Genomic DNA, 13,143 nt, shown 5'->3' with positions numbered 1-13,143 from the left:
CGTTTTTGTTGCTAGCAAAGTGTGCAAAATATCGCCACACCCTGCTGGATAGTTATATGCAACCCCCTGATAGCCCGCAAGAAAAAAGCAAAAAAATGCCGACCAGGGTCGGCATCTTCACACAGGGCCAAAAGGGGGCTCAGGCGCGGCTCAGATAATCCGCCAATCCCACCCATTTGTAGCTGGTGAGCTCGGTCAGCCCCATGGGGCCACGAGCGTGCAACATTTGGGTCGATACCGCCACTTCGGCGCCGAGACCAAACTGGCCGCCATCGGTGAAACGGGTGGAGGCGTTGACGTAGACAGCCGCCGAACCGGCGCCGTTGACGAAACGCTCGGCATTGGCCAGATCGTTGGTGAGGATGGCATCGGAGTGACCGGCATTGTGCTCGCGCATATGAGCCAGCGCCTCGTTCACATCCGCCACCAGTTTGATCCCCAGGGTCAGCGAGAGCCACTCGGTATCGAAGTCTTCCGGGCCGGCGGCACGCAGGCTGTCGGCGCCCGCCAGCAGCGGCATGGCCTCCGGCGTGGCCACCAGGGCCACCTTGCGCTCGTTCATTAAGCCAACCAGTTGCGGCAACAGGGCCGGCGCCACCTTCTCGTGCACCAGCAGGGTGTCGAGGGCGTTGCAGGCGGAGGGGCGCTGTACCTTGGCGTTGTCGATGAGGGGCAAGGCCCGGGCCAGATCGGCGCTCTCGTCCACGAAAATGTGGCTGATGCCAAAACCGCCGATGATGACCGGAATCGAGCTGTTCTCCTTGCACATCTTGTGCAGGCCGGCGCCGCCGCGGGGGATAATCATGTCCACGTAACGGTCGAGGCGCAGCAGCTCACCCACCAGGGCCCTGTCCGGATTGTCGATGTACTGCACCGCCGCCTCGGGCAGGCCGGAGGCCGCCAGCGCGCGCTGGATCACCCGCACCAGCTCCAGGTTGGAGTGGAAGGTCTCGCGGCCGCCGCGCAGTATGCTGGCGTTGCCGGTCTTGAGGCAGAGGCTGGCGATGTCGATGGTGACGTTGGGGCGCGCCTCGTAGATGACGCCGATGACCCCGATGGGCACCCTGCGACGGGAGAGACGCAGGCCGTTCTCCAGCACCCGGCTGTCGATCTCGCTGCCGACCGGATCATCCAGGGAGATCACCTTGCGCACGTCCGCCACGATACCGGCCAGTCGGGCCGGATTGAGCAGCAGCCGATCCAGCATGGCCTCGGAGAGGCCCACCTCGCGCCCGGCGGCGATGTCTTTCTCGTTGGCGGCCAGGATCTGGTGGCTGCGCGCCTCCAGCTCGTCGGCGATGGCGGCCAGCGCCCGGTTCTTCTGCGCCGTGCTGACGGTGGCCAGCTGATAGGCGGCTTCGCGGGCTGTCTGCCCCATTTTCTCCAGACTCATCTCTCTTCCCTTTGGTTCTTGCGGGGCCGCCTGATGGCGGCGCCTCTCTTATCCTGGTGTGCCGCAGCCCATGCTCTGCCGCGACTGACGCCTCACAGCAGCACCATGTCGTCGCGGTGGATCGCAACGGCGCCGTAGCCGTAACCCAGCACCTGTTCGATGTTGTCCGAATGGACGCCGCGCAGTTTATCCAGCTCCAGATGATTGTAACGGCAGATGCCGCGCGCCAGCTCGGCCCCCTTGGGATCGAGAATACGCACCACGTCGCCGCGCACGAAATCCCCCTTCACCGCAACTATGCCCTTGGGCAGCAGGCTGGAGCCCTTCTCCTGCATGGCGGCGACAGCCCCCTGGTCCACCTGCACCTCGCCGTGAGGGGGCGGCCCTGCCAGGATCCAGCTCTTGCGCCCTTCCAGCGGAGAGGCCAGCGCCGGGAACAGGGTGCCGATACGCTCGCCCCTGGCGAGACGACCCACCACCTCCGGCATCTGGCCGGTGGCGATCACCACGTTGACCCCGGCGCGACGTGCCACATCAGCCGCCTGCAGCTTGGTGGCCATGCCACCGGTGCCGAGCCCGCTGACGCTGTCACCCGCCAGCTTGCGCAGGGTGTCGTCTATGGTCTGTACCTCTTCGATGAGCTGGGCATCCGGATTGGTGCGCGGATCGGCGGTGAAGAGCCCCTTCTGGTCGGTGAGCAGGATCAGCAGATCCGCATCGGCCAGGATGGCGGCGCGAGCGGAGAGGTTGTCGTTGTCCCCCACCTTGATCTCGGCGGTGGCCACAGCGTCGTTCTCGTTGATGACCGGGATGATGCGGTGATCCAGCAGGGTGCGCAGGGTGTCGCGGGCATTGAGGTAGCGCTCCCTGTCCTCCAGATCGGCTCTGGTCAGCAGCATCTGGCCGATGTGCAGCCCATAGAGGTTGAACAGATCCTGCCAGACCCGGATCAGCTGGGTCTGGCCCACCGCCGCCAGCATCTGTTTGTTGGGCAGGGTTGGCGCCAACGGAGGGTGGCCCAGATGCTCACGGCCGGCGGCGATGGCCCCCGAAGTGACCATCACGACCCTGTGGCCGTCACGGTGCAAGGCTGCACACTGTCTGACCAGCTCGACCATGTGGGCACGATTGAGCTGGGAAGATCCCCCGGTGAGCACGCTGGTGCCCAGTTTGACGACTATGGTTCTGTTTTCCATGGGAGCAAAAAGGCTGAAATGTAAGGAATCCCTTTATACCCACGGCCCTGTTGCCCTGCAAGGCAATTAACGCCGCCCGGCAGGCGGGAAATCGGGATGGCCGGCTGCGCGGCAAAGAAATGCCCCGCCAGCCGATGGGTGGCTGGCGGGGCGGCGGGTCATCAGGCGGCGGTGACGGTCAGCTCGTTGGTGACCTGCTCGGCGGGAGCGAGCTGGCAACCAAGCTGGTGCAGCTTGTCGCTGATGAGCTTGTAGAAGTGGTTGAGGGTGCGTTCGACTTCCACCTGATGCTTCTTGGGCAACGGCTTGTCGAGCCACTCCCCGTCCGCATTGTAGAAGCCGACCTGATAGTGGTAGCTGAAGCTGTGATCGTCTTGCTCCAGCACCAGCCACCAGCCCCAGAACTCCCGTTTGTCCGGTGCCGGCTTGGCACTGACACAGACGGAAAGGCAGTCGAAACGGTAACGCCCCTCTTCACACAGGTCCTCACGTAAATAGGGGCCAATCGCGGCAAACTGCCTCAGCAGTCGCTTGTAGGTCACTCTTTCTGACATGTTAACCTCCCTGTTGAACAAGCCACGTCACCCTGGGATGACGATAAATTTTAGCGCTATATCATGTACATAAGTGCTTCTTGAGCCAGTCGACCATCTCTTTCAACGCCTCGTCGTACACCTCCAGCAAGGGTTGTTTATCGAACACCACCGCCTTGCCGTTGCGGCTGGCGGAGGCCAATGCCCGTACATCCTGCTCGGGACAAATGAAATCTCGCTTGTGTCCAATACTCAATATCGGCACAGATGTGCGAGTCCCCAGCAATCCTTGCGTCTTGAGTGAAAATACCTGGCACTTGGTGCGCAGCGACTCCCACTCGGCCGCATCGGCGCCGAGGCGGTTGGCCAGCCCGTCCCGCATCATGCGCGGGCAGCGGGCGAACATCTCATGATTGGTAAACACCTGGTTGACACCGGCACCGATGCAGACCACGGTCCGCAGCTTGAACGGCTCGATGAAGGCGAGGCGCGCCGCCACATTGCCCGCCAGACGAAATCCCACCATGGCGATGCGCTGGTGATCGACCCAGGCCACCTCGGACAGATGGTTCAAGACCGCCTGATGGAGCCTGCTGGTGTCCTGCACCAGCGGCCAGTGCTCGGCATAACCGATGCCCGGCATGTCCAGCGACAGCATGCCGATGCCGTTGGGCTCCAGGCACTTGAGATAGAGGTTGAGGAAGTCGACCTGCAGCGAGTCGATGCCGCCGCTGACGATGACCAGGGGCACCGGCTTGTCGGTGGTCGGCAGGTGCAGGTAGCCCTGAATGTGCTTGCCGCGAAACGGCACCTGGAGCTCCTTGAGCGGCACCTTGAACAGGCGGCCCCCCTCGCGGTAGGCCATGTTGCCGAGCAACTGGGCCTGATCCGCCAGCTCGTCATTCTTCAGGTGGGGATAACTGGCAATGGAGTAGTAACGTACCGCCTTGAGCAGGCTTTTCAGGGCTGCGCCCCGCTCGCCCTGCGCCACCAGCTCGCGCCCCCGGTTGAAGTAGCGGCCGGCCAGCTGGCTCCACTCATAGACCCAGTTGCCGGGCACATAACCCTTGATGGTGTCGAGGAAGCGCTCGTGGGTACGCTCGCCCTCGCCCATGGCGATGCGGGCCAGAGTCTGCTCCACCTCGACCGGATCCGCCCCCTGCCAGGCCCAGGTTGGCCGGCGCAGCAGACGATACCAGCGCGTTGACATGGAACCGTCGATGAAGCTCTCGTCCACATTGTGATCCTGCTCCTCCACCGGGCTGGAGTTGGAGACTTCGGAGGTCTCCAGCACCTTCTTGACCCGGGTAAAGAGCTGCTCGGTCAGGTTGAGGTCGTCGTTCAAGTCCAAAGCTGTTACTCATTTCTGTCATGCAATGGCTCCATCTTAACCACTTTTGCCGCCGGGCAGCCAGTTGCACCACAAAAAAACAGGGCCCCATACAGGGGCCCTTTGCAGCAGCTTTGCGGCTTACTCTTCGTCGCAGATGGGGGTGGCGAACTCCAGCGCCATGTCCCACGGCTGTTCGATCCAGGTGTCCTGCGGGATGGCCACTTCGAAATCATCCAGCAGCGGCTCGCCCATGGGCTTGGCGAAGATGGCGATGAATTTGGCCTTGGGGTAGAGCTCGCGGATCACCTTGGCAGTGGTGCCCGTGTCCACCAGATCTTCCACCACCAGCCAGCCTTCGCCGTCACCCGCGGTGCTGGCGGCCTTCACCACCACCAGATCGCGCTGGTTGTTGTGGTCGTAGCTGGAGATGCAGAGGGTTTCGACGTTGCGGATGCCAAGTTCACGGGCCATCAGCGCCGCCGGAACCAGGCCGCCGCGGCTGACCGCGATGATCCCTTTCCACTGGCTGACAGGCAGTTGACGACGGGCCAGACGGCGCGCTTCACGTTGCAGGTTGTCCCACGACACATAAAACTTTTTCGGCATACTATCGATCTCAACGAGTTATAAAAACAATCACTTAAGACTTTAAACCCCGTGCAGACGCACGTGATTTCGTTAATGCTGACGGCCCTTTTCCCCAAATTCGGCTTGCACCGCGGCCGCCTCGGGAGAAGACCCTCGGCAGCGAAAACAGATGCAATGGAAGCAGGATGGGCAGAGCTGGCGGTCATCTCACCCGGGGGCAGGACCGCAGACAGGCTGTTGGGCGGGCATGATACCATCGTTTGCGGATAAATTGACTGGCAAACGTATGCGAAATGCAGGAAAAAAATCGAAGCAAGTCCGGCTGACTCCCTCTTTTCTTCTCCCCGGCGGGGTTTGCCGCTCGGCAGATAAAAAAATAGCAGGGGGAGGATGGATTCCTCACTCACCTGCTTTTTTCGATACGCCCGTCGTCAGCCTGGCTGACGGCTCGCATCAACGGCGGTTGGCGTAGGGGTTCGGGTAGCTGAAGCCCTGGGTATAAAGAGACTGGGCGAACCAATAGGTTGAATTGCTGCCTGACATAATAAACTCCTGATTGCTTAACAAGTTACGTACCTTTATGCGGGTTCAAATCCTTGAACGGACACTCGGTTCCATGGAGGCGCACTTGCTTTGCTTCGGTTCCCTGGAGGCATTCATCGTCATCCTGACGGGTGGCGAACCACGGTCGTTAATTTACCAGTCGGCGCCATAAACTCAATATTTTTGTGATGTGAATCACAAAAAAATCTTTTGTGCTGGCTCATTTTGCCCCCATCGGAGCAGTTCGCTGCCAATCCCCCGCCTGCCAGCACAAGCTGCCCGCAATTTGCGCTGATCGCTCACATTTTTGTGTGATTGACTGTATTATCGTTATCCTCTTCCTCGCCCCGCTGCCGGGGCTCTGTCATTTTCCGTGCTGGTAAGGAGTCCCGACGTGGCACAGCTTAGCTCTCTCTCTCCCAAACTGATTTGGCACTTCTTCGAACAGATCTGCTCCATCCCCCACCCCTCCAAGCACGAAGCCCAGCTGAGCGCCTGGATCATGCAGTGGGCCAAAGGGGAAGGGCTGGCGGTCAAGCAAGATGCCGTCGGCAACATCATCATCAAGAAACCGGCCACGCCGGGGATGGAAAACCGCAAGGCGGTGGTGCTGCAGGCCCACATCGACATGGTGCCCCAGGCCAACGCCGACACCCAGCACGACTTCACCAAGGATCCCATCGATGCCTACATCGACGGTGAATGGGTCACCGCCCGCGGCACCACCTTGGGTGCCGACAACGGCATGGGTATGGCCGGCTGCCTGGCCGTGCTGGCCGACAAGAGCATCAAGCACGGCCCGCTGGAAGTGCTGCTGACCACCGACGAAGAGACCGGCATGACCGGCGCCTTCGGTCTGGAAGCGGGCTGGCTGGAGGGCGAGATCCTGCTCAACACCGACTCCGAAGAGGATGGCGAGGTCTACATGGGCTGCGCCGGCGGGGTGGATGCCAATATCCGCTTCCCGCTGGAGCAGGTTGCCGCCGCTGAAGGCGAAGGTTTCGAGCTGCAGGTAAAAGGGCTGCGCGGCGGTCACTCCGGGGTCGACATCCATCGCGGCCGCGGCAACGCCAACAAGCTGCTGGTGCGTCTGCTCAAGGCCGCCGAGCCGCTGGGCCTGCGCCTGGCCGAGATCCACGGTGGCACCCTACGCAACGCCATCCCGCGCGAGGCCCGTGCCAAGCTGCTGGTGCCCGCCGCCAGCGTCAACGAATTCAAGGCCCTGGTTGACCGTTATACCGGCATCTACCAGAGCGAGCTGGCTGCCACCGAAGCCAACCTGACCGTGCTGCTCACCGCCCAGGAGAAACCGGCCCAGCTGATGAGCGAGTCCCTGCAGGCTCGCCTGCTGGACTCCCTGATGGCCTGCCCGAACGGGGTGATCCGCATGAGCGATGCCATCCCGGGCGTGACCGAGACCTCCACCAACCTGGGCGTCATCAAGACCCAGGATGGCGAAGTGTACGTGCAGTGCCTGATCCGCTCCCTGATCGACTCTGGTCGCGAGAGCGTCGAGCAGATGACCCGCTCCCTGTTCAATCTGGCTGGCGCCAGCTGCGAGTTTACCGGCGCCTACCCTGGCTGGGCACCGAACGTGGACTCCCCGGTGATGGCGCTGGTACGGAGCAGCTACCAGACCCTGTTCGGCGAAATGCCGAACGTCATGGTGATCCACGCCGGCCTCGAGTGTGGTCTGTTCAAGAGCGCCTACCCGGAGTGGGACATGGTCTCCTTCGGCCCGACCATCCGCGGCGCCCACGCGCCGGGCGAGAAGGTGCACATCCCGGCGGTCGAGCGGTTCTGGCAGCTGCTGGTTCACGTGCTGGAACAGATCCCGGCCAAATAAGCCCGCAGGTCAAGGCCGACCGGCTACACCACATACCCCGCCAGGTGCGGGGTATTTTTTTGCCTGCTCCCGCCAGCCCTTGGCGTGCTTCCCCTCGAAACCGCCGGACTGCTCTGCCCCCCCCATCCGCAGCTAATCCAGACTCGTCAGCCAGACCACGGGGATCAATCTGAGAGTCTGCTGAAACCGTCTCCATAAGCAGCGCTGGATTTGAAAACCCTTTCCATGATTTATGTAAATTTACAACACAAAAGGTTGATCCAGCTCACAGAAGGCCATAGGATCAAAGCGTGACCCAGGTCACAGATAACAAGTCAACGACAGAGCGATGAGGTGAATATATGTTTGAGAATCTGGCAGTACTGTTCCACCTGAAGGGTGTAACCAGCAAGAAAGGCGTGGCAGAGAAAGATACTTATGCACCGTCAACCCGCAACTACTACTTCCGTTATGGCGCCTGATACCACCAGCGGCCAATTTCGTGAAAGAGTTACCGGGTATTTAAGTAGTAAAATTACAAACAACAGCAATCCACACAGCAGCCATCCCCTCTCGGGGGCGCTGTCCTGCCCTGGCCAGATGTTCCACGGCCAAACCTGAACTCCAACCATGAAGATGGGGCCCGCAGGCCCCATTTTTTATTCGTTGTTTCCCGTGCCATCTTGCTGCGATGCTGGCACCGGCATCATACTGCCTTTCCCAGGGGGATCGCCTCGGCCAGTGGCAACGGCGTGTGGCAGGCCACCTGGTGACCGGCCCCGTCGCACGACTGCAGACTCGGTGACTGGGTGCGGCACAGCTCGCCGGCATAGGGGCAGCGCTGGTGAAAGTGGCAGCCGCTCGGCGGCGAGATGGGGGATGGCACATCACCGGTCAGCAGGATGCGCTGGCTGCGCCGACGCGGGTCCGGCACCGGAATGGCCGAGATGAGTGCCTGGGTATAGGGGTGACGCGGCGCCAGATAGAGCGACTGGGCCTCGGCCAGTTCGACGATCCTGCCCAGATACATCACCGCAATCCGATCCGAGATGTGCTTGACCACCGACAGGTCGTGGGCGATGAAGATGATGGCGAGATTCATCTCCCGCTGCAGGGTGAGCAGCAGGTTGACGATCTGGGACTGCACCGATACATCCAGCGCCGACACCGCCTCGTCACAGACCAGCAGCTTGGGCTTGAGGGCGATGGCCCGGGCGATGCCGATGCGCTGTCGCTGGCCGCCCGAAAACTCATGGGGATAGCGATCCACCGCGCTGCCGGGCAGCCCTACCTTCTCCAGCAGCTCCTGCACCCAGACCCGCCGCTGTTCGGCGTTGCCCTTGCCGTGAATGACGAAGGGCTCCTCCAGGATCTGCCCCACCGTGTGGCGGCTGTTGAGGGATTCTGCAGGATCCTGAAACACGATCTGCATCTCCTGGCGCAGGGAGCGCATCTCCTTGGGCGAGAGGTGGGTGATGTCACGCCCCTCGAAGGTGATGGTGCCGGCGGTCGGTTCGAACAGCTTGAGCAGGGTGCGTCCCAGGGTCGACTTGCCGCAGCCGGACTCGCCCACCAGCCCCAGTGTCTCCCCCTGCTTGAGATCGAAGCTGATGCCGTCCACCGCGTAGACGTGGTACTTCTTGCGCAACAAGCCGCCGCCCAGCTGGAAGTGCTGCTTCACGTCGCGCACCGATAAAAGCGTCTTCATACGGCTAGCTCCCTCCAGTGGTGGCAGGCCACCCCGTGCCGCTCGGCGAGCTGCTCGGTGGCCGGAATGGCCCTCACGCAGATCTCGGTGGCATGGGGACAACGGTTGGAGAAACGGCACCCGGCGGGCATCTCGTGCAGGGCGGGCACCTGCCCCTTGATGGTCTTGAGCAGGCTCTTGGGCTCATCTTCGAGCCGCGGGATCGAGCTCATCAGACCATGAGTATAGGGATGGCGCGGGTGGTCAAACAGCTCGAACACGTCGGCCTGCTCCACCGCCCGGCCCGCATACATTACCACCACCTCGTCGCACAGCTCCGCCACGACCCCGAGATCGTGGGTGATGAAGATGATGGCCATGCCGGTCTGGGCCTGCAGCTCCTTCATCAGTTCCAGGATCTGGGCCTGGATGGTCACATCCAGCGCCGTGGTCGGCTCGTCGCAGATAAGCAGCGCCGGCTCGCAGGCGAGCGCCATGGCGATCATCACCCGCTGACGCATGCCGCCGGAGAGGTTGTGGGGATAGACGGCGAAGCGCTGGGCGGGCTCGGGGATCCCCACCTTCTGCAGCATGGCGATGGCCGCCTCCCTGCGCTGGGCCTTGTTGTAATCGGGACGGTGGAGGCGGAACACCTCCATCAGCTGATCGCCGACCGTCTGCACCGGGTTGAGCGCCGTCATCGGCTCCTGAAAGATCATCGAGATGCGGTTGCCGCGCACCTTGTACATCTGATCCGGTGACAGCGCGAGCAGATCCTCCCCCTGAAAACGGATGGAGCCCGCCACCACCTGACCATGGGGCTTGGGCAACAGCCCCATGATGGCGAGCGAGGTGACGCTCTTGCCGCAGCCGGACTCGCCGACCACCCCCAGGGTCTGGCCGGGGGCAACCTGGAAGCTGACCCCGTCGAGCACCTTGATCCTGCCGTCGTCGACGGCAAATTCCACCTCGAGATCGCGTACCTCAAGAATCGGGGCCTTGCTCTGGCCATCATCCATGCCGAGCTGCCTCCCATGATCCCGGGCACCCGGGTGGGGAGCCTGTGTGTTGGGCATGACTGCTGCTCCCTTCTGCGCCATATCAGTGACGTGCATAGGTCTTGTCGAGCAGGTTGATGGGCGCCAGCGCCTCCCCTGCCTCCTTGGCTTTCAGGGTCTCTTCCTTCACCTTGGGATCGAGCCAGAGCAGGCCGCCACTGCTGTGGGGATAGCCGTCCATGGGCCAGTAGAGCAGATCCGGCGTGTTCTTGGTGGCGGGCACCTCGGGCAGCATCACGTAACGCCAGCTGCTGGCCCGCACGTAGTTGAGCTGGACTCCGGGCACGAAGATGGCCAAGTCATAGATGCGCTGCTGGATCTGGCGAGAGAGCTCGGCCCGCTTGGCCATGTCGAACTCGACGTTGTAGGCGTCGATCAGCGTGTCGAGCTCCTTGTCAGCCACGTTGAACAGGTTGTTGGTCTGCGGCTTGTTGGCGTTGGCGGAGTGGAACGACTCCCAATACTGCGGATAGAGACCGCCGCCGGCCCAGCCCATCCAGGCCGCCTCGTGTTTCTTCTCCAGCATCGCCTTGAAGCCGGTGGCGCCGTCCACCAGGTTGAGCTCCAGATCCAGCCCCGCCTTCTTGGCCTCTTCCTTGAGCACGGTCAGTCGCTTGGAGTGCTCCTGGCTGGTGTAGGTGAGCGCCAGGTTCAGCCGCTCACCCTTGTCGTTCTGCAGGATGCCGTCCGGCCCCGGCTTGCTGTAGCCCGCCTTGGCAAAGTAGTCGCGCGCCTTGCTGATGTCATAGGCCCGCTCCGGCAGCTGCATGTCGGTGAACTCGCCAAAACCCGAGCCGAAGGTGGTGGCTCTGTCGTAGTCGCCACGCAGCACCGTCTTGATCATCTTGTCGATGTTGAGGGCATGCTGAATGCCGAGCCGCACGTTGATGTCCGCCAGCTTGGGAGTGGCGATATTGAGATGCAGCCCTTGCCCGCCCTGCTTGGTGTCGGTCATGGCCATCACCTTCTGCACGTATCCCTGCTTGTACTCGGGAGTGACCGCTTTCTCATGCCACCAGTTGGGCAGGATCATCTCGAAGGTATCGAGCTCCCCTTTCAGGAAGTGACGGAAGGCGATGTTGTGATCGCGGATCACCTGCACCTTGATGGTGTCGAGGTTGAACCTGTGCTGGTTGTAGCGATAGTTCTGGGCCCACCACCCCTTCTGCTTGCTGAAGGTGATGGACTTGCCCTTCTTCACGTCGGTCATCACATAAGGGCCTGTGGTGGGCACTACGGCCCAGTTGTACTGCTTCACCCAGTTGGGGGTCAGCTTGTAGTAGTGCTTGGGCTGGGGCCACAACTCGGTGGTGTTGAGCAGATCCAGCTTGGCCTTGCGGGTGCCCGCCTTGACCAGGATGGTGTGGTCATCAATCTTCTCCACCGCCACCACCTCGGTGGTGTAGTAGTTGTTGAACCAGGGCCCCTTGATGTCCTTGGAGCGCATCATCTCGTAGCCGAAGGTGTAGTCATCGGCGACCACCGGCTTGCCGTCGGACCACTTGGCACGCGGATCCAGCTTGAAGTAGACGGTCTGGTTGTCCGGCGCGATGGCCCAGTGGGTCGCCAGCGCAGGGATGGGGTTGCCGGTATTGGGATGGAAGCTGATGAGCCTCAGCTGGTTGTCCATGATGAAGGAGCGGAACGCGCCGTTGGAGTCCGGCCCCACGGTGCGAAACGTCAGCGGAAAACTGTCTATAAACATGGTGATGCTGCCGCCGGGCAGCGCCTTGGGCGAGGCGAACACGGGGTCGGTGTCGTTGGTTTCCCACTTGAGATCCGCAGGCAGGCTGGCCGCCCACACCCAGGTCCCGTTCACCAACAAGAATAGAGCACCTATCCATTTGATTTTATTGTTCATGTTTGACTTCCTGGTCATACCCCTGCACTGGGGGCTTAGCAATTTAAGGGTGAGCAACCCGGCGCCTTGGGTGCGCCACAGGTCACTGATAACGGGTAAATTTGCGCGGATCGAACGCCTCGCGGATCGCCTCGCCGATAAAGGAGACCATGATCAGCACCAGACTCACCGCCGCCACTACCGAGCTCACGATCCAGATGGCATCCAGGTTGTTGATCCCCTGGGAGAGCAGCTCCCCCCAGCTCGGGGTGGGCGGGGCCAGGCCAAAGCCCAGGTAGTCCAGCGCCGTCAGGGTGGAGATGTTGCCCACCACGGCAAACGGCGCCAGGGTGACGATCATCATCAGGGTGTTGGGCAGAATGTGGTTGAAGATGATCCGCCCGGTGCCGGCCCCCTGGGCCCGCGCCGCCATCACGTAGTCCCGCGCCCGCTCCTTGTAAGTGAGGGTGCGCATGTACCAGGTGATGCCCATCCAGCCGAACAATACGTTGATGGCCACGAACAGGCCGAAGTTGGGCTTGGCCAGCGACACCAGGATCATGATGACGTAGAGAAACGGCACTTGGGACCAGATCTCGATGAAGCGCTGCAGCACCAGGTCAAAGCGTCCGCCGAGAAAGCCCATCATGCAGCCGATGGTGACGCCGATGGCGTAGCTGGCCACCAGCGCGATAAAGGCAAAGCCGATGGCGATACGAAAGCCATAGACCAGCCGCGCCAGCACGTCGCGGCCGCTGGTGTCGGTGCCGAGCAGGTGGCGCTCGGCCAGGCTCGGCGCATAGGGTGGGTAGGCGTCCTGCTTGAAATCCTGCTCATAGGGATTCCAGGGCACAGGTGGTAGCAGCACCCAGTCCCCCTTGCCCTCTGCGGCGAATTTGTCTTGGAGTTGGCGGTAGTTGGTCTCGTACTCGTAATCGAGCCCGAACTGCTGACCCGGGATCACGTCGCCATAGGTGGGGAAATAGAGCTCCCCCTGATAGCTCACCATCAGTGCCCGGCTGTTGACCAAGAGCTCCGCCAGCAGGGAGAGCAGCACCAGGGTGGTGAAGATGATAAAGGAGTAGTAGCCGCGTTTTATCGATTTGAAACGCTTGAGTTTTTTCAGCGTTACCGGATTCAGGTTCAT

The 13,143-nt window shown here is 61.8% G+C and carries 9 protein-coding genes and 1 pseudogene; 1 reads left to right on the top strand and 9 read right to left on the bottom strand.

Annotated elements, in window-relative coordinates; translation table 11 throughout:
- Positions 1-139: 139 nt before the first annotated feature.
- The 5 genes and pseudogenes from ACB031_RS04900 to gpt all read right to left on the bottom strand — a co-directional run.
- A pseudogene (locus ACB031_RS04900) lies at positions 140-1,405 on the bottom strand (glutamate-5-semialdehyde dehydrogenase); the annotation flags it as partial.
- A gap of 80 nt (positions 1,406-1,485) precedes the next feature.
- Complete coding sequence (gene proB, locus ACB031_RS04895) at positions 1,486-2,589, bottom strand: glutamate 5-kinase (RefSeq protein WP_371139138.1); 1,104 nt, start codon at positions 2,587-2,589, stop codon at positions 1,486-1,488.
- Positions 2,590-2,750: 161 nt separating this feature from the next.
- Complete coding sequence (gene crl, locus ACB031_RS04890; RefSeq protein WP_005297893.1) at positions 2,751-3,143, bottom strand: sigma factor-binding protein Crl; 393 nt, start codon at positions 3,141-3,143, stop codon at positions 2,751-2,753.
- 61 nt (positions 3,144-3,204) lie between these two features.
- Positions 3,205-4,473, bottom strand: a complete 1,269-nt coding sequence (gene frsA, locus ACB031_RS04885; RefSeq protein WP_268009545.1) for an esterase FrsA — start codon at positions 4,471-4,473, stop codon at positions 3,205-3,207.
- Between the two features lie 120 nt (positions 4,474-4,593).
- Positions 4,594-5,061 (bottom strand): xanthine phosphoribosyltransferase, encoded by a 468-nt coding sequence (gpt, locus tag ACB031_RS04880; protein WP_005297888.1) that lies wholly within the window; start codon positions 5,059-5,061, stop codon positions 4,594-4,596.
- A 919-nt stretch (positions 5,062-5,980) separates the two neighbouring features.
- Between gpt and ACB031_RS04875 the strand changes: the two genes are divergently transcribed.
- Positions 5,981-7,432 (top strand): aminoacyl-histidine dipeptidase, encoded by a 1,452-nt coding sequence (locus tag ACB031_RS04875; protein WP_371139137.1) that lies wholly within the window; start codon positions 5,981-5,983, stop codon positions 7,430-7,432.
- A gap of 685 nt (positions 7,433-8,117) precedes the next feature.
- Here ACB031_RS04875 and ACB031_RS04870 read toward each other — a convergent pair.
- The 4 genes from ACB031_RS04870 to ACB031_RS04855 all read right to left on the bottom strand — a co-directional run bounded on the left by ACB031_RS04870 (position 8,118) and on the right by ACB031_RS04855 (position 13,143).
- Positions 8,118-9,119, bottom strand: coding sequence for an ABC transporter ATP-binding protein (locus tag ACB031_RS04870; protein WP_017781039.1), 1,002 nt, complete (start codon positions 9,117-9,119; stop codon positions 8,118-8,120).
- Positions 9,116-10,174 carry an ABC transporter ATP-binding protein gene (locus ACB031_RS04865; RefSeq protein WP_195879064.1) on the bottom strand — a complete coding sequence of 353 codons (1,059 nt, stop codon included), beginning with the start codon at positions 10,172-10,174 and terminating at the stop codon, positions 9,116-9,118. Before ACB031_RS04865 ends, ACB031_RS04870 begins: the two co-directional genes overlap by 4 nt.
- A gap of 25 nt (positions 10,175-10,199) precedes the next feature.
- Positions 10,200-12,017 carry an extracellular solute-binding protein gene (locus ACB031_RS04860; RefSeq protein ID WP_371139136.1) on the bottom strand — a complete coding sequence of 606 codons (1,818 nt, stop codon included), beginning with the start codon at positions 12,015-12,017 and terminating at the stop codon, positions 10,200-10,202.
- Between the two features lie 82 nt (positions 12,018-12,099).
- Positions 12,100-13,143, bottom strand: coding sequence for an ABC transporter permease (locus tag ACB031_RS04855; protein ID WP_244367157.1), 1,044 nt, complete (start codon positions 13,141-13,143; stop codon positions 12,100-12,102).

This window comes from Aeromonas sp. S8(2024), assembly GCF_041403085.1.
Lineage (GTDB): Bacteria > Pseudomonadota > Gammaproteobacteria > Enterobacterales > Aeromonadaceae > Aeromonas > Aeromonas dhakensis.
This window is presented reverse-complemented; position numbering and strand designations above follow the sequence as displayed.

Bases quoted from the DNA above. Each gene is read 5' to 3' on its own strand.
- crl (WP_005297893.1), bottom strand. From the start codon at position 3,143: ATGTCAGAAAGAGTGACCTACAAGCGACTGCTGAGGCAGTTTGCCGCG.
- gpt (WP_005297888.1), bottom strand. From the start codon at position 5,061: ATGCCGAAAAAGTTTTATGTGTCGTGGGACAACCTGCAACGTGAAGCG.
- ACB031_RS04865 (WP_195879064.1), bottom strand. From the start codon at position 10,174: ATGCCCAACACACAGGCTCCCCACCCGGGTGCCCGGGATCATGGGAGG.
- ACB031_RS04855 (WP_244367157.1), bottom strand. From the start codon at position 13,143: ATGAACCTGAATCCGGTAACGCTGAAAAAACTCAAGCGTTTCAAATCG.
- ACB031_RS04870 (WP_017781039.1), bottom strand. From the start codon at position 9,119: ATGAAGACGCTTTTATCGGTGCGCGACGTGAAGCAGCACTTCCAGCTG.
- ACB031_RS04860 (WP_371139136.1), bottom strand. From the start codon at position 12,017: ATGAACAATAAAATCAAATGGATAGGTGCTCTATTCTTGTTGGTGAAC.
- proB (WP_371139138.1), bottom strand. From the start codon at position 2,589: ATGGAAAACAGAACCATAGTCGTCAAACTGGGCACCAGCGTGCTCACC.